This window comes from Flavobacterium sp. HTF (genome assembly GCF_003105115.1).
In the GTDB taxonomy this organism is placed as follows: Bacteria; Bacteroidota; Bacteroidia; order Flavobacteriales; family Flavobacteriaceae; genus Flavobacterium.
On record NZ_QETH01000019.1, the window covers coordinates 1 to 19,625 of the forward strand.

Genomic DNA, 19,625 nt, shown 5'->3' on the forward strand with positions numbered 1-19,625 from the left:
ATAAACAAATGTTTAGCTCACTTTTTTTTAGTTAAATTCAAAAAGCTTTTTTTACCTCTGTTTATATTCGGAATTGCTATATTTGTGGATTAAAAAAATGTAATCATATGGATAAAAATATTTCTCCTGCCAAATCAGGAATAATGTTTGGTGTTTTATTTGGAACTATAATGGTTTTAGAATTTGTCATTATGTATGTAATTGGCATGAAATCACTGGTCAATACTAGTGCCGGTATAATTGTAAACCTGGCAAATTACCTGGTTTTACCTATCCTTTTTATATTTTTAGGATGTACTAATTACAAGAAAAATATTAATAATGGTTTTATATCTTTTTCCGAATGTTTAAAGATTGGCGTTTCAATAGCCGTTATTGCTGCATTGGTATATGGTATTTTCAATGTTATTTTCAACTTTATATTCCCTGAATTTATAGATGAAATGCTTGAAATTTCTAAAATCGGAATGCTTAAGCAGAATCCAAACGTGACCGAAAAAGAACTGGAAATGGGACTTGGCATGGTTAAAAAATTCATGAATCCGTTAATTGTTTTCCCTGTAACGCTTGTTATGTATGCATTCATTGGCCTGATATACTCACTAATTGTAGGAGCAATCGTGAAGAATGAAAAACCTTATAGTCTATAATAAAATATAAATGAACTTATCTATACTTATACCCCTTCTTAACGAGGAGGAATCACTACAAGAACTCTATTCATGGATTATCAGGGTGATGCAGTCTAACAATTATTCTTATGAAATCATTTTTGTAGATGATGGAAGTACAGATAATTCCTGGAATATTATTGAAGGTTTTTCTAATGAAAATTCGAATGTAAAAGGCATTCGCTTCATGAAGAATTTCGGAAAATCCCAGGCTTTGCACGCTGGTTTTGCAAAAGCCAAAGGTGATGTAATTATTACGATGGATGCCGATTTACAGGACAGCCCTGACGAAATCCCGGGATTATATGAAATGATTACCGCCCAAAAATATGATTTGGTTTCGGGCTGGAAAAAGAAACGCTACGATTCTGTTGTGGCAAAAAACCTGCCTTCAAAATTATTTAACTGGGCTGCCAGAAAAACTTCGGGAGTAGAACTGAATGATTTTAACTGTGGTTTAAAGGCATACAAAAACACCGTTGTAAAAAACATTGAAGTTTCGGGCGAAATGCACCGTTATATTCCGGTTTTAGCAAAAAATGCCGGTTTTAATAAAATCGGCGAAAAAATAGTAATACATCAGGCACGTAAATACGGCGAAACCAAATTTGGTATGGAACGCTTTATAAACGGTTTCCTTGATTTGATTACGATCTGGTTCTTATCAAGATTTGGAAAAAGACCTATGCATTTATTTGGTGCAATGGGTTCTATTATGTTTATTATTGGTTTCTGCTCTGCAGCCTATATCGGAATTTCAAAATTATACCATATGTATAATGGTTTGAAATATACTTTGGTTACCAATAATCCGTGGTTCTATATTGCACTGACCACAATGATTTTAGGAACTCAATTGTTTTTGGCCGGATTTCTGGGTGAAATTATTTTGAGAACGAAAAACAACGAAGAACGTTATAAAGTAGCCCGCGAGGTTAATTTTTAACGTACTGACCCAGCCCTGAAGCCCCGGCTTCGGGAAGCAATCCTTTTGTTGTGGCCCCGATAGCTATCGGGAAGCACAAAAGATAAAGCGGACAGCAGGATAGCTCCTGAAAAAAACTTATCTTTAGTTTAAACTTAAAAAAGACATTTACATGAATATAGCACCTAATATTTTAAATGCTGTAAACGAATGGCTGACGCCAACATTTGATAAAGAAACACAGGCTGCCGTTAAGGAATTAATGACAACATCACCAAAAGAACTTGAGGAAAGTTTCTATAAAAACCTTGAATTTGGAACTGGCGGGATGCGCGGTGTAATGGGAATTGGAAACAACAGAATTAATAAATATACGCTTGGAAAAAACACGCAGGGTCTTTCAGATTATCTGCATCAGGTTTTTCCAAATCAGCCTTTAAAAGTTGTGATTGCGTATGACTGCCGTCATAACAGTAATACGCTGGCTAAGGTTGTTGCAGATGTTTTTTCTGCAAACGGAATTCAGGTTTATTTATTTTCTGATTTAAGACCAACTCCGGAATTATCTTTTGCCCTTAAATATTTGGGCTGTCAATGCGGAATTGTACTTACAGCTTCTCACAACCCGCCGGAATATAACGGATACAAAGTATACTGGGAAGACGGAGGGCAAATTGTTCCGCCACAGGATGCAGAAATCATCAACATTATCGAAAACCTGAGTTATGATAAAATCAAATTTCAGGCAAACGAAAAACTGATTCAGTATATTGACACTGAAATCGACAAGGCGTTTGTAAAATCATCTATTGAAAATGCAAGTTTTAATACTCCGGCAGAGGCAAAAGAAAATTTACAGATCGTTTTTACTTCCTTACACGGAACTTCAATAAAATCTATTCCTGATACTTTATCACAAGCGGGTTATACCAATGTGCATATTGTTCCTGAACAGGCGGTTCCGGACGGAAATTTCCCTACTGTAAAATCTCCAAACCCGGAAGAACCGGAAGCTCTTACCATGGCTTTGGCCCTGGCAGACAAAACAAATTCTGACATTGTTGTAGGAACAGATCCGGATTGCGACCGTTTGGGCGTTGCCGTTAGAAACAACGATGGTAAAATGATTTTGCTTAACGGAAACCAGACTATGGTTTTGATGACTTCATTTCTGTTGAAACAATGGAAAAAAGCCGGGAAAATCAATGGAAAACAATTCGTTGGCTCTACAATTGTTTCTACGCCAATGATGATGGAATTAGCCACGAGTTATGGTGTTGAATGCAAAGTTGGCTTAACAGGCTTTAAATGGATTGCCAAAATGATCAAGGATTTTCCTGAACTTCAATTTATTGGAGGAGGCGAAGAAAGCTTTGGTTTTATGGTTGGTGATGCTGTGAGGGATAAAGATGCTGTTGCGGCTACTTTATTAATATGTGAAGTTGCAGCACAGGCAAAAGCGGCCGGAAGTACTGTTTACAAAGAACTTTTACAACTTTATGTTGAGAATGGCTTTTATAAAGAGCATTTGGTTTCATTAACTAAAAAAGGAATGGAAGGCCTTGAAGAAATCAATCAGATGATGATTGATTTGCGCCAGAATCCTTTGAAAGAAATTAATGGGCAGCGTGTGATTATGGTTGAGGATTATCAATCATCAATTGCTTTGAATTTATTGAGCGGTGAAGAATCTGTAATGGATTTACCAAAATCCAATGTATTGATTTATTATACTGAAGACGGATCTAAAATCTGTGCAAGACCAAGCGGAACGGAACCAAAAATTAAGTTTTACATTAGTGTAAATGCAGAATTAGAATCGGTTTTGGACTTTGATGCGGCAGAAAGCTATTTAGACGAAAAAATACAAAACATCATTGCAGGAATGCAGTTGAAATAACAGAATACAAATATATTTTTTAAAAACCCGGCATTTTTTTAACTGCCGGGTTTTAATGGTAAAAATGACAACCTAAAATGAGTAATTTCAAAAAAATAGTTCCTTTTATATATCCGTATAAAAAATACGCGTTTTTAAATATCTTCTTTAATGTTTTGTACGCGCTTTTTAGCACGCTTTCCTTTGTTGCATTGATACCAATGCTTCAGGTTTTGTTTGATAAAAACAAGCAAATCACAGTAAGACCGGTATTTCAGGGGATTTTAAAAGCGAAAGAATATGGTGAAGATTATTTAAACTATTATATTACAACAACAAAAGGCACTCATGAATCGGGTTACGTTTTATCGATAATGGTCGCCATTATCATTGGAATCTTTTTATTGAAAAATTTAGCCGATTATTTTGCTATGTTTTTCATTACTTTCTTACGAAACGGGGTTTTAAGGGACATGCGAAATGCGATGTACAAAAAAACACTGGAACTGCCATTGGCTTTTTATTCTGAAAAAAGAAAAGGAGACGTAATTTCGAGAATTTCTGCTGATGTAAATGAGGTGCAGAACTCTTTTCTGGCCATACTTGAGCTTATTGTAAAAGAGCCCCTGACAATCATTTTTACTATCATTATGATGTTAATCATCAGTGCTAAACTAACGCTGTTTGTCTTTATTTTTATTCCTGTTTCCGGCTACATTATTTCGTTAATCGGAAAACAGCTTAAAAAACAATCTACAAAAGCACAACAGGAACAGGGAACTTTTTTATCAACCATAGAAGAAACAATCGGCGGTTTGAAAGTGGTAAAAGGATATAATGCTGAAAACTATTTCAACACTGTTTTCAAGAGCTCTACAGAACGTTTTTTTGAATTATCAAACACTATAGGTAATCGCCAAAATTTAGCTTCTCCTGCCAGTGAATTTATGGGAATTGCCGTAATTGCTATTTTGCTATGGTACGGCGGTCAGATGGTTTTGATTGACAAAACACTTGAAAGTGCCGCTTTCATTGCCTACATGGGACTAGCTTATAACATTCTTACGCCTGCAAAAGCCATTTCTAAAGCTTCTTACGGAGTAAAAAGAGGAAATGCAGCAGCAGAACGCGTACTGGAAATTTTAGATCAGGAGAACACCATAGCTTCCAAACCAGATGCGATAGAAAAAACAAGTTTTGACCACAATATTGAAGTTAAAAACATCAACTTTAAATATGAGGAAGAAACTGTTCTAAAAGATTTTTCTCTTAACATTAAAAAAGGACAAACCGTTGCACTTGTTGGGCAGTCTGGAAGCGGAAAAAGTACTATTGCCAATTTACTGACCCGTTTTTATGATGTGAATGACGGAACTATTTCTATTGACGGAATCAACATCAAAGACATGAACCTTCATTCGCTTCGTGGCCTGATGGGATTAGTTACTCAGGACAGTATTTTATTTAATGATACTATAAAAGCAAATATTTCCTTAGGGAAATTAGACGCTACAGATGATGAAATTATCGAAGCGCTAAAAATTGCAAATGCCTATGAATTTGTAAAAGATTTGCCTTTAGGAATTTATACAAACATTGGTGACAGCGGAAACAAACTTTCCGGAGGGCAGAAACAACGTTTGTCTATTGCCCGTGCGGTACTAAAAAATCCACCAATTATGATTTTGGATGAAGCAACTTCTGCATTGGATACCGAAAGCGAGAAATTTGTTCAGGTTGCTTTAGAAAACATGATGCAAAACAGAACCTCAATTGTAATTGCACACCGCCTTTCGACGATTCAAAAAGCAGATGTAATTGTAGTGATGCAAAAAGGAAGAATTGTAGAACAGGGAACTCATGAAGAATTAATTGCTCATAACGGAACATACAACAAACTGGTAACGATGCAGTCTTTCGAGTCTTAAGATTCAAAAAACACATAAAACACAGATTAAAGAATTATTAAAACTCATCTTAATTTCTTTAATCTGTGTTTATTTTTTTTAACTTAGATACAACTATTCAAATCTCCTTATTAGAAAATGTATCTCAACAATCCGAACATAAAACTGCCTGATGATCCGGATACTATTGTTTGGAAATACTTAGACTTATCTAAATTCCTGGATTTATTACTTTCGCGAAAACTATTCATGTCGCGCTCGGATAAATTTGAAGATCAGTACGAAGGTACTTTTAGCGAACCAACTTACGAGGAAATTAAAAAACTCGCAATAGACAATCCTGACTTTTTAAATTATTACAAAACACATCGTGAAAGGGTTGCCATAAGCAGCTGGCATATCAACGAGTATGAATCTTTTGCCATGTGGCAGATTTTTACCCAGAACAGTGAAGGACTGGCTATACAATCGACAATTGGAAGGTTGCAAAAAGCCTTAAAACCGGAGAATAATTTTGACCAGTATATTGGCGAAGTAAATTACATCGATTACAAAAAGGAATATATTCCGTTTGATGATTTGTTCTTTCCGTTTTTGTTTAAACGAAAAAGTTTCCAGTATGAGCGTGAAGTTCGTATTATCACAGATACGTCAAAAAGTACCTTAAAACTAAATGACGGCTTAAAAATCAATGTAGATATCAATCAGTTAATTGAAAAAATATACATTCATCCAAAATCTGAAAACTGGTATAAAAAACTTGTTATTGAGCTAGTAGAAATACTTGATTTTGGTTTTGAAATCGAAAAATCAGATTTGGAAAGTGATATTTTGATCTAAGGGGCTAAGATGCTAAGGTTCTAAGTTTTTTTTCTAAAAAGCTTAAAAGATTTTTTTTTCTTAGGACACAAGAAAGCCTGTTAAAAAATATTTTAACAGGCTTTCTTTATGTCGAAGATTTGAAAAACCTTAGAACCTTAGCATCTTAGTACCTTAGTACCTATCTTAGCACCTTTAAATAGGTTTATAAGCCTTAACTTCCCATTTTTTAGAAGCTAAATCTATATAGTTATAATGCAAAACATCATTTTTATCAAATTGACCGTTTTGGTTAGTATCTTCAATTGTTCTGAAATATAAACGGTTTTTAGATTCGATTAAACTCCAGTCGATCAATTCCTGAAAATCTTCTGAAATCTTAGTGAAATTTTCTCCGCTAATATTACTCAAATACAACGTTTTAATATCTCCTGCATCAATTTTACTATCTTTATTGGTGTCAGAATCTGCCAGAGTGTAAACCATAATCTGATTTTGAGTTTTGTCAGCCACCGTTTTTAAATAAGTAGCGGTTAAAATCAAAACCGGCTTGTCTGTCAAAGGCCGAATGGAATCTGAATCTGTTTTTTGAAATTTCAGGTTTTGCAAATATCCTGTAATTTCATATTCACCTAAATTTGAAATCGTAAAACTCACATCGTTTACACTGGAAGATCCGTAACGTGCTTTTGTTCCTCTTTCAAATACTCTTAAATCTCCCACCGGATGTATCAGATAATTTGTTCCTTCCATCTGAATTGGTAAATCGGCTACTTCTATCTGCGTTGAATCCGTTTTATTTACCACACTTGCTTTATTTGTAGCATCATAAATTACTTTTGGCGTTGGAGCTTCATCTTTACAACTTGCTAATGTTCCGATGATTACTAAGGCTATATATTTTAAGGAATTTTTCATGTCTGAAAATTATATTAGAATATCAAATATAGTATTTTTGATTGTAATTTTTGATTTTATTGAATATTACTGCAATGGAAGCTGAGGACAAAAAACCTATTATTACAACCTCGCATTCAACTTAACGTTAAAAACTCTTGAAGTCATATAATTTGGTATCGCATATTGATTTTTAGAATATACATCGCGCACCCATGTATTCGTTATTGCATTCTGGTTATTGAAGATATTAAAAATCTCAACGCCTACTGACAATTCCTTAAAATTCTTCAGCCAGTTGGTTTTAGCTGTTTTAGTACTACTGTCTACAAATACTTTTGCAAAACCAATATCCGCTCTTCGGTAGTCATTTAATCTGTTTTGGTATACGTAAGGATCCGAATAAGACGGAGCTCCGCCCGGCAAACCGGTGTTGTAAACTAAATTCAGATATAATTTTACACTTGGAATATTCGGCATATAATCCTGAAACAGCATCGCAAATTTTAAACGCTGATCTGTTGGTCTGGCAATATATCCCTTGTCTTCATAATTCTCTTCCGTTTTTAAATAGCCGAAACTAATCCAGGATTCCGTTCCCGGCACAAATTCACCATTCAATCTAAAATCAAGACCCTGTGCATAAGCTTTTGCATTGTTATTTGCAACGTAACGAATACGGACATTATCTATTGAGTAGGTATTGACATCAGAAAGTGATTTATAATAAATCTCCGTTACCCATTTAAAAGGGCGGTCCCACATTTTAAAACTATAATCGTTACTCAAAACAATATGTACAGATTCCTGAGCCTTTACATTTGGATTAACCACCCCGTTTAAATCACGAAGTTCCCTGTAAAAAGGCGGCTGATGGTACAATCCTCCCGAAAGCCTGAAAACCATATCCATTTCCCAATCGGGTTTTAAGGCAAATTGCGCTCTTGGGCTAAAAACAATCTGATTTTTTCCTTCAATTGCTGCCCCTGAAACGCTCCAACTCTGAAAACGGGCTCCGATATTATACCAAACCTGACTAGAACCAATTTCTGCTTTTTGATTCCATTGCGTGTAACCAGAAAACCTGTTTATTGTATTGAAATTGGTCGCACGAACGTCCTGATAAGGCAATAATGGCCCCGTATAAGGCTCGTTGGGCTGGTTATTTTCAGGTAAAATTATAATGGGCGGATTTATAGAAAATCCTGCAGAATCAATTACTTCCCACTCTACTACCCTGTCGCGGATAGATTCTCTGGTATATTTAATTCCAAATTCTAACTGGCTGTCTCTCCATTCTTTGAAACCTTTAATTTCTGCGTTTGCAATTAATGCATCAAGATCATTTCGGGCATGGTTAAGCTGGGAACCAATTCCGCGTGTAAAATCAACATCATCAACATTCGTTGTTCCGTCAGAATTTACATTTCCTAATCGATATTGCGCTAAAATATCAAAATGTTCTTTTTCTTTTGTATGAAATAGAGAACCTATAATTTTTAAAGTAAAACCCGGTGAAACTTTATAAGTGGTTTTTAAAGCTCCAAAATACGTATCATACTGATCTTTCTCCCTTCCGTCATAATAAACTGCCAGTGCCATTGGCTGGTCTATGGTTCCGAATTTGGTCTCACGGGTCAGAGGTTGGTATAAATATTTGTTTTGCGAAATATTCCCTAAAAAACTCATTTGCCATTTCTCAGAAATATCATAATTCACATTCGTCTGAACATCAACAAAAGTAGGCGTATAATTGGTCTGAGTATCCTGGCTGTTTACCAGCAGACTGTTATTTCGGTAACGGACACCTGTAACGGCAGACCATTTTTTATTTTTTGAAACAGCATCAACAGAAACACTTCCTCCCAACAAACTTGCCTCAAGAGAAGCACCAAATTCAGTTGGTTTTCTATATGTAATATCTAAAACTGAAGATAATTTATCACCAAATTTTGCCTGAAATCCTCCGGCAGAAAAATCAACATTCTGAACTAAATCGGTGTTCGTAAAACTTAATCCTTCCTGCTGGCCCGAACGAATTAGAAAAGGGCGATAGACTTCGATTTCATTGACATAAACCAGATTCTCATCATAATTCCCACCACGAACCGCATATTGTGTACTCAGCTCGTTGTTTGAATTTACTCCCGGTAAAGTTTTCAGAATATTTTCAATTCCGGCATTTGCTCCCGGAATTTTCTTAATTGTTGCAGCGTCAATTGTCGTAATTCCCTGAACACGCTTTTTATTATTGGAAGAAACAAAAACTTCTCCCATTTGTTCAGCGGTATTATTCATAACCGGATTAAAAACAAAAGTTTCATTTGGCTTTAAATTCACGGTAAGGCTCATCATTTTCAACGAAATATGAGTAAAAATCAAAGATACCTTTTTGTTGGATGGCACTTCGATTTCAAAAAAACCATCTGAATTGGTCTGCGCGACTTTTCCGGACGAAGATATATTTACGTCAGAAACCGGCCTGTTTTCACTATCTAAAATAATTCCTTTGACATGAGCATTCTGCGCAAATGAAATATAGCCGATGCAGAAAAAAAGGAAAACGAATATTAACTTACTACAATTCAAACGTTTTGGTTTTGGTTTTATTTTTGTTGACTCCTAAAAAAATGAGTTTCAAAGATAGCAGAATTTCCTACATTGTCAATTACTTCAATTTTCAAAAAGTTTTCACCTTCAACCAAATATTGCGGATCAAAAGTATGTGTAATTCTTCTGGCCTTGTTTTCATATTCAAACAAAACCCAGCTTCCGTTCAGATATCCGTTATATGATTTAATTCCCGACAAAGAATCGCCAATTGTAAAATCAATTTTCTTTTGGTCGCTGATCCATTTTCCTTCAACCGATTTTACAATTTTTATCACAGGAGGAATCGTATCTAAAACCAAACCATACTGGCCTAAGATTTTTGATTTTGCAGTAAAAACATCCCCTTTTCTAATAGTCCCGTTATAACCGGTTCCTTTTCCTATGTATAGTTTATCCCGCATAGACTCAGGATAAAGGCTGTCTTTTATTGTGATTGTAAAATTGGAATGAACAGGAACGGTATCATCATGAATATAAATTTTATTATTCCTAACATCAAAATTCATATTAAAATCATCGTAAAAAGTTCCTGCCGGAAAAAAAACAGACATATTGTCCTTTTCAAAATTGGAATCTTTACTGGCATGAACAAAATATTTTGAAGTAATCGGTTCCGCATTTACAATCGGAGTTTCCGAATCATATTCAATAGGAATGGTAACAGAATTAAGATTCCCAAAATAATCAGAAACTTCGATTCTGTAGGTTGATGCCAAATTGGGCTCAACTGGAATAATTCCGTGAAGTGAATCCGTTTTTATAATGCTCAAAGCAAAAGGAGTTTTCATAAATAACTTCTGTACACGTTGCCCCGATTTTTTATATCTCGGATAGTCAATCAATGCGTTTATGTAGCGCATTTCATCAAATGAATACGTGTCAAATTTATAATTATACTTCGGGTCTCCATTTAAAAAACCAGTGACTTTAAAAACTCCATTTCGGTTATTCGAAACATCATCAAAATCTACTGCATTGATTCCAAAACCAATTTTGCCATTTGCCTTAACTTTCCCTGCGAGATAAGTACCATCTTTTTGAAGTGAAAGATTTAACAACAAAGGTTGTTTTGACTGATTGACCACTGTATTTTCGCCAAGAGGATAAACAAACACACTTGAAATTGTTGGTTTTTTGTTGTCATTCAGTTTTTGATCATAGCCAAAAAACATAGGATTGATAACAAATTCTGTTTTTGAATCCCTGATTTCAAAATGCAGATGCGGACCTTCTGAAGATCCGGTATTTCCTGATAAGGCAATCAATTGTCCTTTTGTAACAGGAAGCTCATCCGGTTTTAAATACATTTCAATCTCAAAAGATTTTTCAGCATAATGTGTTTTCTGAACATACTCCTGAATAGGACCAATTGTAGTTTGCAAATGCCCATAAACTGAAGTATAACCATTTGGATGCGTGATATATATACATTTACCATTACCAAATGTGGAGATTTTTATTCTGGATACATATCCATCTGCAATAGCATACACGTTTAAACCTTCTCTTTGATTTGTTTTTAGATCGAAACCTGCATGAAAATGATTTGGGCGCAACTCACCAAAATTACCGGAAAGCTGCATCGGAATATCTAGTGGAGGACGGAAATAATCTTTAGGATACTGAGTCTGTGCAGAAATAAAATTACAAAAAAAAAGGGCAAGCAGTGAAATTCTCATAAACAACATTTTTGCTAAGATAAAGAAAAATAAGCCATTAAAAGCAAGTAAAAAGCTACAAAAGCACAATTAATTGAATTTCATTTATTTATCTATTTTTAATGCAAAAAAATCCAGAAAAAATTGCATTAATAAAAAGGAATACTAACTTTGTAGGATTAAGTAATGAATAGGATTTATAATGAGTGTAATTGCCGAAATAATTGATACTCTTGAATATAAAGTCGAAAAGCTTTTTGAAAAATCAAAAGGGTTAGAGAAGAACAATCAGGAATTAAAACTACAATTAAACAAAGCTGCGCAAATCATCCAGAAACAATCTGAAGAAATGGAAGCTTTGAGAAAGCAATATGAAACACTTAAGATAGCCAATTCGTTGCTCGGCAGCGACAATAACAAGAGAGAGACAAAGCTTAAAATAAATTCATTAATTCGCGAAATTGATTACTGTATAGCACAATTATCAGACTAGAAAACATGGACGAAAAGCTTAGAATTAAAATATCAATTGCAGACCGCGTTTACCCATTAACGGTAGAACCATCTCAGGAGGAAGGACTTAGAAGTGCTTCTAAAAAAATTGATGCTATGATCAAGCAATTCGAAGAAAGTTATGCGGTTCGTGACAAACAGGATGTACTGGCCATGTGTGCCTTACAATTTGCTTCGCAAGCAGAACAAAAGCATATCGATTACAATGTTGATGGACAGGAAACCATCGAAAGAATTAAAAGATTAAATTTGCTTTTAGATCAATATCTCGAAAATTAAACGTTCTTTACAGAAACTAAGATACTGCCTACATTAGTTCACAATTGGTAAACTCAACACTAACAAATTAGAATGAGCAAATCATCACTACTATAGCATGCCACGCTTTATTGCGAGGAAACTTGAACAGTGAGTTAGCTCAAAACTTGTCTTTACGAGTTTATACAAGCAATTAATGTAGGCTTTTTTTATATATAAATTTTAACAAACATGGACATAATAACGATCATTATTTCAGGTATTATAGGTATTGCAGCAGGTTTTGTAATAGCTAAAATCATCGAAAAAAGCAATATTTCTAATCTAATCAAAAATGCTAAAAAAGAAGCAGCTTCCATATTAAAAGACGCTAATTTAGAAGCAGAAAATATTAAAAAAGACAAAATCCTTCAGGCAAAAGAGCGTTTTATCGAATTGAAATCTGAGCACGAACAAGTTATTTTAGCCAGAGATAAAAAAGTAGCTGAAGTAGAAAAAAGAGTTAGAGATAAAGAATCACAAGTATCAAATGAGCTTTCAAAAGCCAAAAAAGTGAATGATGATTTTGAAGCTAAAACTCAGGAATACAATAGTAAAATTGAAATTCTAGATAAAAAACAAAGTGAAGTTGACAAACTGCACAAAAGTCAGCTACAACAACTTGAAGTAATTTCAGGACTTTCAGCTGAAGAAGCAAAAGAGCAACTAGTTGAAGGATTAAAAGCTGAAGCCAAAAGCAAAGCTATGTCTCACATTCAGGATACTATTGAAGAGGCAAAACTTACTGCTCAGCAAGAGGCTAAGAAAATTATCATTAACACGATTCAGAGAGTTGGAACTGAGGAAGCAGTTGAGAATTGCGTTTCTGTTTTTAACATTGAATCTGACGATGTAAAAGGTAGAATTATTGGTCGTGAAGGTCGTAACATTAGAGCGTTAGAAGCTGCAACAGGAGTTGAAATCATTGTTGATGATACACCAGAAGCTATTATTCTTTCTTGTTTTGATCCGGTTCGTAGAGAAATTGCGCGTTTGTCATTGCACAAATTAGTAACTGACGGACGTATTCACCCGGCAAGAATTGAAGAAGTTGTGGCAAAAACTGCCAAACAAATTGATGACGAAATTATTGAAGTTGGTAAACGTACCGTAATCGACTTAGGAATTCACGGATTACACCCGGAATTGATTAAAGTTGTGGGAAGAATGAAATACCGTTCTTCTTACGGTCAAAACTTATTGCAGCACTCGAGAGAAGTTTCTAAACTTTGTGGTATCATGGCAGCTGAACTTGGCTTAAATGTAAAATTGGCCAAAAGAGCCGGTTTACTTCACGATATTGGTAAAGTTCCGGATACCGAAAGCGATTTACCTCACGCCTTGTTAGGTATGCAATGGGCAGAGAAATATGGTGAAAAAGAAGAAGTTTGTAATGCTATTGGAGCCCACCACGATGAGATTGAAATGAAATCATTGTTATCACCAATCGTTCAGGTTTGTGATGCTATTTCAGGTGCAAGACCAGGCGCAAGACGTCAGGTTCTAGATTCATACATTCAGCGTCTGAAAGATCTTGAAGAAGTAGCTTACGGATTTAGCGGTGTGAAAAACGCCTATGCTATCCAGGCTGGTAGAGAACTTCGTGTTATTGTAGAAAGCGAAAAAGTTTCTGATGACAATGCAGCAAACTTATCTTTTGAAATTTCACAAAAAATCCAGACTGAAATGACTTACCCGGGTCAGGTTAAAGTAACAGTAATCAGAGAAACCAGAGCAGTAAATATTGCGAAGTAATTCTGTTTTAATTATAAAATAATAAAGGCTATCATAATTGAATGATAGCCTTTATTATTTTATGCTCAATTTAAAATCATTACATATCGTTAAATACAATTTTAAAACTGGTTCCTACTCCTACTTCACTTTCTACAAAAACACTTCCTTTCATAGCTTCAATTTGATTCCTGGTAATATACAAACCGATTCCGCGGGCTTCCTCATGTTTATGAAATGTTTTATACATTCCGAATAACAAATCGCCATAAACATTCAAATCAATCCCTAAACCATTATCCGTAATTTTTAGTGATTTATAACCCTCCCTTTCTATTCCAAAATCAAAAACAATTACAGGATCCCTGTCCGGATGCGCGTATTTTATAGCATTTGTTGTAAAATTCAACAAAACACTTTCAAGATATGCCGGATTAAAATTTATAGTCAGATATTTTGGGACATTGTTTACTATAGAAACATTTGTCTGCTTATCATAACCTTTTATAGTTGAAATGGTTTTTTCAATATAGTCATACAATTTCAGGGGAGCAACTGCAATATTTATATTGCTTTGTGTTTTTACAATCTGTGTGAGATTAGAAATAGTTTCATTCAGATCATTTGATACAGTACGCAAATGGAGCAGCATTTCATTAATTGTTTGTTTATCAACATCTGCATCAATGAAATCTAAGATCGATTTTATATTACCCGCCTGTGTATTGAGGTTATGCGAAACAATGTGAGAGAAATTCAGCAACCGGCTGTTTTGGTCACTGTACAATTTCATTGTTTTCAAGAGTTCCAATTCTTTCTCTTTCTGCAAAGAAACATCAGTATGAGTTCCTATGACACGGAGCGGCTTACCATTTTCGTCACGTTTTATTACCTTTCCCCTGTCTAAGATCCATTTATAATTACCGCTTGAAGTCATTACACGATGATAATTTTCATAATAAGGAATTTTGTTATCAAAGTGTTCGTGGATATCCGAATAATATTTTGGAAGATCATCCGGATGCACAATTTTATCCCAGCGTTCCGGATCATCAAAAATATCAGCAGAATCTAATTCTAAAATCTTTAATGATAATGAAGAGTAAAAAACATTGTTTGTAACGATATCCCAATCCCAAATACCGGCTGTAGAAGCTTCAAGAGCAAACTGAAACCGCTCTTCTGAAATCCGGAGCTTTTCTTCCTTATCTTTTAAGTCTGTAATATCAGAAACATGTCCGCAAAAACTAACACAACCATCAGGAATTGATTCTGTTTTAGCCGAAACTTTAAACCAGCGTAATCCTTTTTTGGGCAAAACGGCCCTGAATTCCAGTTCCCACGGTTTAATTTCTTTTCGGGCTTTTACCAAAGACTGAAAAAACATATCACGATCCTGGGGAAATATCCTTTCGTAAATTATAAATATAATGTCGTTTGTGAATTCGCTTACCGTAAGCTCAAAAATCTCATCTATTGATTTACTGACGAGAGGAAAAGAATATTTATTGTCTTTATCAATAATGAACTGAAAAAGCAAATCAGGCATTTCTGCAAATAATTTCCGGTAAAAATTATTTACCTCTAAGCAATTCTCATTTTCATATAAATCAAAAACCATATATTACTTATTTATGTAAGTTGAATTATTCTTTAAATATTCAAGCCAAAAAAGTAAGGACACTTATTTCTTTGAAATAAAATCTAATAGCAAGGTATTAAAATTTTAAACTTAAAAAACGGCTATTTGTTAAAATTATTGCACGTACTTATTTTCGCGGATGAAAAGAATGCATCACTTCTTTTAAAAATCGTCTGTCCAGATGCACATAGATTTCAGTAGTGGTAATCGATTCATGTCCAAGCATTAACTGGATTGATCTCAAATCTGCTCCATTTTCAAGCAAATGCGTTGCAAAAGAATGTCGCAAAGTGTGCGGGCTGATATTTTTATTTAAACTGATTTTTACAGCCAGATCTTTTATGATGGCAAAAATCATAGAACGCGTTAGCTGCCCCCCACGCCTGTTTAAAAACAACGTATCCTCAAAGCCTTTTTTTATGTTTAACTTATTCCTAATCGCATCCTGATATATCCGAATATATTTTTCAGTCAGTTTACCGATCGGAACGAAACGTTCTTTGTTTCCTTTTCCGGTAATTTTCACGAAACCTTCCTCGAAATACAAGTCAGAGATTTTTAGCGAAACGAGTTCAGAAACACGAAGTCCGCAACCATAGAGCGTTTCCAGAATAGCACGGTTTCTCTCCCCTTCATTTGAGCTTAAATCTATTGCAGCAATCAATGCATCAATTTCCTCAACAGACAGCGTGTCCGGCAATTTACGGCCTGTTTTAGGAGATTCTATTAACTCTAAAGGATTATCATTCCGGTAATCTTCAAAAACCAGATAATTAAAAAAGCTTTTCAAACCTGAAATTATACGGGCCTGAGATCTTGGGTTTACTTCTTTTGAAACTGAATAAATGAATTGCTGTATTGTTTCATCTGTAATTTTTAATGGCGAAACTTCTATTCGGTTGGTGTCTAAAAAAAGACACAACCGCTCAATATCAAAGCCATAGTTCTCTATAGTATTTTTAGACAAACCTCTTTCAATCCTCAAATAAGACTGATAATCTTTTATGTATGTGTTCCAATTCATAATGACAAAGTAAAACATTTTTAGACATAAAAAAACCTTCCGGTGATGGAAGGTTACAGGCTAAAAACAAGTGTTTTTAGAATTTATATCCAATCGACAATGAGAAAACTGAATTATGAAGTTTTGTATCATCACCAGATTCAGTTTTAGCAATATTAGATAATCCCAAATTATATCTCGCTCCTGCAGAAAAATGCTCTGTAAAATCGTAACCCGCACCAAAATTCAACCCAAAATCAATAGTTTCAAAACTATCTTTTATGTCCTGCTCAACAGTCTGGCTAAAGCCATCTAATTTGGTTGCAGTTTTAGCTGTAGTTAAAAAACCAATTTGCGGACCTGCTTCTATATTAAATTTTTCAGCAACGTAATATTTAAACATTACCGGAATATTTATGTAAGCTAATTTAAATTTAATATCACCTGTATAGAAACCCATGCCGTCTACTTCTGCCCCTACATTTTCAAAATTGGCACCTTGTGCAGAATATAAAACTTCGGGTTGCAAAGTAAATTTTTCAGAAAACTTAATGGCTACAAAAGCCCCCACATTGAATCCGATTCTCGATTTCAGGTCTGCGCCTTCTGTATCTCCCGTAAAGTTAGAAACATTCAATCCCCCTTTTAAACCGAATTTAGCTTCCTGAGCATTTGATAATCCAAACACCAAAATTGCCGCTAATACTAAAATACTTTTTTTCATTGTTTTTGATTTTTTTATTGATTGATATTTCTAAAAAAACCCTCCGGTTAAGGAAGGTTTTTTTTTCATATTCTAAAAGAATTAGAATTTATATGCTGCAGTTAATGCTAAAACATTATTAGTATATCTGTCATTATAATAATAACCGTCATAATAATCATCGTAATCATAAACACTTGACAATCCGATAGTATAACGGATACCTACAGAAAAATTATCTGTAAAATTATATCCTGCTCCTAAATTAAACGCAACATCAACTGATTTTTCATCTTCAATATTTTTACTAGCAACCAGGAAACCAAGTTGTGGACCTGCTTCAACAGTAAATTCTTTTGTAATGTAATACTTAGCCAATACTGGAATATTAATGTAATTTAAATTTACAGTATAATCACGATCTCCAAAATAGCCATCAAATTTAGCTCCCTGAGCAGAATACACAAGCTCTGGCTGAATGAACAATTTCTTCCAAACGTTGATTTCAGCAAATCCACCTAATTGAAAACCTACTAATGAATTAGCATCATTAGCACCACCAATAGTAGCTATATTAAGACCTCCTTTTACTCCAAATCGAGCTTTTTGTGCATTTGCAAACCCAAATACCATAACTGCAATTGCAGCTAAAATAATTTTTTTCATTTTATTCTGTTTTGATTAAAAAATAAATTTTTCAAATATAGAGATATCCTTATTAAAAAATAATTTTGTTTTTAACAAATATAGTAGTAATTAAGAGCCAAAATTTTGTTAATGTTCTAAATAAAAAAAAGCCTCCCTTAAATTAAGGAAGGCTCATATAGTATATAATATTCTTATTAGAATTTGTACCCTACAGATACTGAAAAAACAGAATTATTAGTTTTAAAATCAGCTTCATCCGGGAAATCAGAAATATTTGATAAACCTATATTATAACGAACTCCTGCAAAAAAGTGTTCTGTAATATCGTAACCCGCTCCAAGGTTAAAACCAAAATCTATACTTTTAAAAGAGTCTTTTACATCTACATCCTCGTTCTTTGCAGATAGTAAAAATCCAATTTGTGGTCCGGCTTCAAGACTTAACTTTTCAATTACATAATATTTTGCCATAACCGGAACATTCAAATAAGAAAGCTTGATCAATGAATCAAAACCATCTTCACTAAAATCTGCTCCCTGACCAGAGAATACTATCTCAGGCTGAATCGCGAATTTATCAGTTAATTTAATTTCAGCTAAAGCACCTACGTGAAAGCTGGTTACAAGATCTCCTTCTGCATCGCCGCCAAGATTAGCAAAGTTCAAACCTCCTTTTACTCCAAATCTTGTTTCTTGTGCATTTGCAAACCCAAATGCCATAACTGCAATCGCAGATAAAATAATTTTCTTCATTTTAATTGTTTTGGTTAAAATTTAAATTTCCCAAATATAGAAATATCCTTATTAAAAGATAATTTGATTTTTAATGGATTTAGTTGTAATTAAACCAAAATAACATCAATAACACTCTAGTTATATCAAATTCTTAAAATAAAAAGCCTCCCTTGAATCAAGGGAGGCTCGTATAATATATAAAATTCTTATTAGAATTTATATCCTAAAGATAAAGCAAAAACGCTGTTTTTAACGTCGATATCTTCGATTTCAAAACCTTCAAGCTCATCAGAGTCTGGAGTATCGAAAACACTAGATAATCCAATAGTATAACGAAGACCAACTGAAAGATTTTCTGTAAAGTTATATCCAGCTCCAACATTGAAACCAAAATCTACTGATTTGTAGAAATCTTTAACATCTTCACCATCTTGTTTTGCAGACAATAATACTCCTAATTGTGGACCTGCTTCAACACTAAAAGCCTCAGTTACATAAAACTTTGCCAATACAGGAATGTTTAAATAATTCAATTTAGTATCGTACTCATAAGACTCATCAAAAAATGTTTCTTCAATTTTTGCTCCTTGAGTAGAAAACAAAAGCTCTGGTTGAATTGCAAATTTATCAGTAAGTTTAATTTCTGCGAAACCTCCAACGTGGAAACCGATTAATGATGAAGTACCTTCAACATCTCCAGTTAAATTAGTTAAGTTAAGACCACCCTTAACTCCAAACTTAGTTTCTTGTGCATTAGAAAATGCAAACGCCATTACTGCAGCAGCAGTTAACATAATTTTTTTCATTCTGATTTGTTTTGGTTAAAAAATTTTAATGGGCAAATATACACTTATACTTACTAAAAAATTATTTGTATTTTAACAAAAAAAGTAGTAATTAGGCCAAAAAATTTTGTTAAAATAAAAATGAAAATTTATTAACAATAAATTAAACCATACGCAAAAATATCACAATATCATTC

Annotated in this window: 17 protein-coding genes; 8 read left to right on the top strand and 9 right to left on the bottom strand. The window is 34.0% G+C overall.

All coding sequences use genetic code 11. The features are described from left to right. Positions 1-107: 107 nt before the first annotated feature. The 5 genes from DCO46_RS08155 (at position 108) to DCO46_RS08175 (ending at position 6,222) form a co-directional block, all read left to right on the top strand. Entirely contained in the window at positions 108-650 is a 543-nt protein-coding gene (locus tag DCO46_RS08155; RefSeq protein WP_116752071.1) for a DUF4199 domain-containing protein, read from the top strand. A gap of 10 nt (positions 651-660) precedes the next feature. Next, positions 661-1,617 (top strand): glycosyltransferase family 2 protein, encoded by a 957-nt coding sequence (locus DCO46_RS08160; RefSeq protein WP_116752072.1) that lies wholly within the window; start codon positions 661-663, stop codon positions 1,615-1,617. A gap of 151 nt (positions 1,618-1,768) precedes the next feature. Continuing rightward, positions 1,769-3,496 carry a phospho-sugar mutase gene (locus DCO46_RS08165; protein WP_116752073.1) on the top strand — a complete coding sequence of 576 codons (1,728 nt, stop codon included), beginning with the start codon at positions 1,769-1,771 and terminating at the stop codon, positions 3,494-3,496. A 77-nt stretch (positions 3,497-3,573) separates the two neighbouring features. Further along, entirely contained in the window at positions 3,574-5,403 is a 1,830-nt protein-coding gene (locus DCO46_RS08170; protein WP_116752074.1) for an ABC transporter ATP-binding protein, read from the top strand. 117 nt (positions 5,404-5,520) lie between these two features. After that, complete coding sequence (locus tag DCO46_RS08175; RefSeq protein ID WP_116752075.1) at positions 5,521-6,222, top strand: DUF2971 domain-containing protein; 702 nt, start codon at positions 5,521-5,523, stop codon at positions 6,220-6,222. 174 nt (positions 6,223-6,396) lie between these two features. On the opposite strand, the gene DCO46_RS08180 is transcribed toward DCO46_RS08175, so the two are convergent. The 3 genes from DCO46_RS08180 to DCO46_RS08190 form a co-directional block, all read right to left on the bottom strand. Then, a complete protein-coding gene (locus DCO46_RS08180) occupies positions 6,397-7,119 on the bottom strand; it encodes a hypothetical protein (RefSeq protein WP_116752076.1) in 723 nt (240 codons plus the stop codon). Positions 7,120-7,221: 102 nt separating this feature from the next. Beyond that, positions 7,222-9,687 carry a carboxypeptidase-like regulatory domain-containing protein gene (locus DCO46_RS08185; RefSeq protein WP_116752077.1) on the bottom strand — a complete coding sequence of 822 codons (2,466 nt, stop codon included), beginning with the start codon at positions 9,685-9,687 and terminating at the stop codon, positions 7,222-7,224. 17 nt (positions 9,688-9,704) lie between these two features. Further along, positions 9,705-11,390: a M23 family metallopeptidase gene (locus DCO46_RS08190; protein ID WP_116752078.1), complete on the bottom strand. Its 1,686-nt coding sequence runs from the start codon at positions 11,388-11,390 to the stop codon at positions 9,705-9,707. Positions 11,391-11,571: 181 nt separating this feature from the next. Here DCO46_RS08190 and DCO46_RS08195 point away from each other — a divergent pair, with 181 nt between their 5' ends. The 3 genes from DCO46_RS08195 to rny all read left to right on the top strand — a co-directional run bounded on the left by DCO46_RS08195 (position 11,572) and on the right by rny (position 13,934). Continuing rightward, positions 11,572-11,862: a hypothetical protein gene (locus tag DCO46_RS08195; protein WP_116752079.1), complete on the top strand. Its 291-nt coding sequence runs from the start codon at positions 11,572-11,574 to the stop codon at positions 11,860-11,862. 5 nt (positions 11,863-11,867) lie between these two features. After that, positions 11,868-12,161, top strand: a complete 294-nt coding sequence (locus DCO46_RS08200) for a cell division protein ZapA (RefSeq protein WP_116752080.1) — start codon at positions 11,868-11,870, stop codon at positions 12,159-12,161. Between the two features lie 210 nt (positions 12,162-12,371). Then, positions 12,372-13,934 carry a ribonuclease Y gene (gene rny / locus DCO46_RS08205; RefSeq protein WP_116752081.1) on the top strand — a complete coding sequence of 521 codons (1,563 nt, stop codon included), beginning with the start codon at positions 12,372-12,374 and terminating at the stop codon, positions 13,932-13,934. 79 nt (positions 13,935-14,013) lie between these two features. Here the strand turns inward: rny and DCO46_RS08210 are convergent, their stop codons facing one another. From DCO46_RS08210 to DCO46_RS08235, 6 genes are all read right to left on the bottom strand, one after another. Beyond that, entirely contained in the window at positions 14,014-15,534 is a 1,521-nt protein-coding gene (locus tag DCO46_RS08210) for a PAS domain-containing protein (RefSeq protein WP_116752082.1), read from the bottom strand. 148 nt (positions 15,535-15,682) lie between these two features. Next, entirely contained in the window at positions 15,683-16,579 is an 897-nt protein-coding gene (gene xerD, locus DCO46_RS08215; protein WP_116752083.1) for a site-specific tyrosine recombinase XerD, read from the bottom strand. A 76-nt stretch (positions 16,580-16,655) separates the two neighbouring features. After that, positions 16,656-17,282 carry a porin family protein gene (locus DCO46_RS08220; RefSeq protein ID WP_116752084.1) on the bottom strand — a complete coding sequence of 209 codons (627 nt, stop codon included), beginning with the start codon at positions 17,280-17,282 and terminating at the stop codon, positions 16,656-16,658. Positions 17,283-17,363: 81 nt separating this feature from the next. Next, a complete protein-coding gene (locus tag DCO46_RS08225; RefSeq protein WP_116752085.1) occupies positions 17,364-17,927 on the bottom strand; it encodes a porin family protein in 564 nt (187 codons plus the stop codon). 176 nt (positions 17,928-18,103) lie between these two features. Further along, positions 18,104-18,661, bottom strand: a complete 558-nt coding sequence (locus DCO46_RS08230; RefSeq protein ID WP_116752086.1) for a porin family protein — start codon at positions 18,659-18,661, stop codon at positions 18,104-18,106. 191 nt (positions 18,662-18,852) lie between these two features. Then, positions 18,853-19,449: a porin family protein gene (locus DCO46_RS08235; RefSeq protein WP_116752087.1), complete on the bottom strand. Its 597-nt coding sequence runs from the start codon at positions 19,447-19,449 to the stop codon at positions 18,853-18,855. Positions 19,450-19,625: the final 176 nt, after the last annotated feature.

Coding starts and splice junctions, on each gene's coding strand:
- DCO46_RS08155 (WP_116752071.1), top strand. CDS start 108: ATGGATAAAAATATTTCTCCTGCCAAATCAGGAATAATGTTTGGTGTT.
- DCO46_RS08160 (WP_116752072.1), top strand. CDS start 661: ATGAACTTATCTATACTTATACCCCTTCTTAACGAGGAGGAATCACTA.
- DCO46_RS08165 (WP_116752073.1), top strand. CDS start 1,769: ATGAATATAGCACCTAATATTTTAAATGCTGTAAACGAATGGCTGACG.
- DCO46_RS08170 (WP_116752074.1), top strand. CDS start 3,574: ATGAGTAATTTCAAAAAAATAGTTCCTTTTATATATCCGTATAAAAAA.
- DCO46_RS08175 (WP_116752075.1), top strand. CDS start 5,521: ATGTATCTCAACAATCCGAACATAAAACTGCCTGATGATCCGGATACT.
- DCO46_RS08180 (WP_116752076.1), bottom strand. CDS start 7,119: ATGAAAAATTCCTTAAAATATATAGCCTTAGTAATCATCGGAACATTA.
- DCO46_RS08190 (WP_116752078.1), bottom strand. CDS start 11,390: ATGAGAATTTCACTGCTTGCCCTTTTTTTTTGTAATTTTATTTCTGCA.
- DCO46_RS08195 (WP_116752079.1), top strand. CDS start 11,572: ATGAGTGTAATTGCCGAAATAATTGATACTCTTGAATATAAAGTCGAA.
- DCO46_RS08200 (WP_116752080.1), top strand. CDS start 11,868: ATGGACGAAAAGCTTAGAATTAAAATATCAATTGCAGACCGCGTTTAC.
- rny (WP_116752081.1), top strand. CDS start 12,372: ATGGACATAATAACGATCATTATTTCAGGTATTATAGGTATTGCAGCA.
- DCO46_RS08210 (WP_116752082.1), bottom strand. CDS start 15,534: ATGGTTTTTGATTTATATGAAAATGAGAATTGCTTAGAGGTAAATAAT.
- xerD (WP_116752083.1), bottom strand. CDS start 16,579: ATGAATTGGAACACATACATAAAAGATTATCAGTCTTATTTGAGGATT.
- DCO46_RS08220 (WP_116752084.1), bottom strand. CDS start 17,282: ATGAAAAAAAGTATTTTAGTATTAGCGGCAATTTTGGTGTTTGGATTA.
- DCO46_RS08225 (WP_116752085.1), bottom strand. CDS start 17,927: ATGAAAAAAATTATTTTAGCTGCAATTGCAGTTATGGTATTTGGGTTT.
- DCO46_RS08230 (WP_116752086.1), bottom strand. CDS start 18,661: ATGAAGAAAATTATTTTATCTGCGATTGCAGTTATGGCATTTGGGTTT.
- DCO46_RS08235 (WP_116752087.1), bottom strand. CDS start 19,449: ATGAAAAAAATTATGTTAACTGCTGCTGCAGTAATGGCGTTTGCATTT.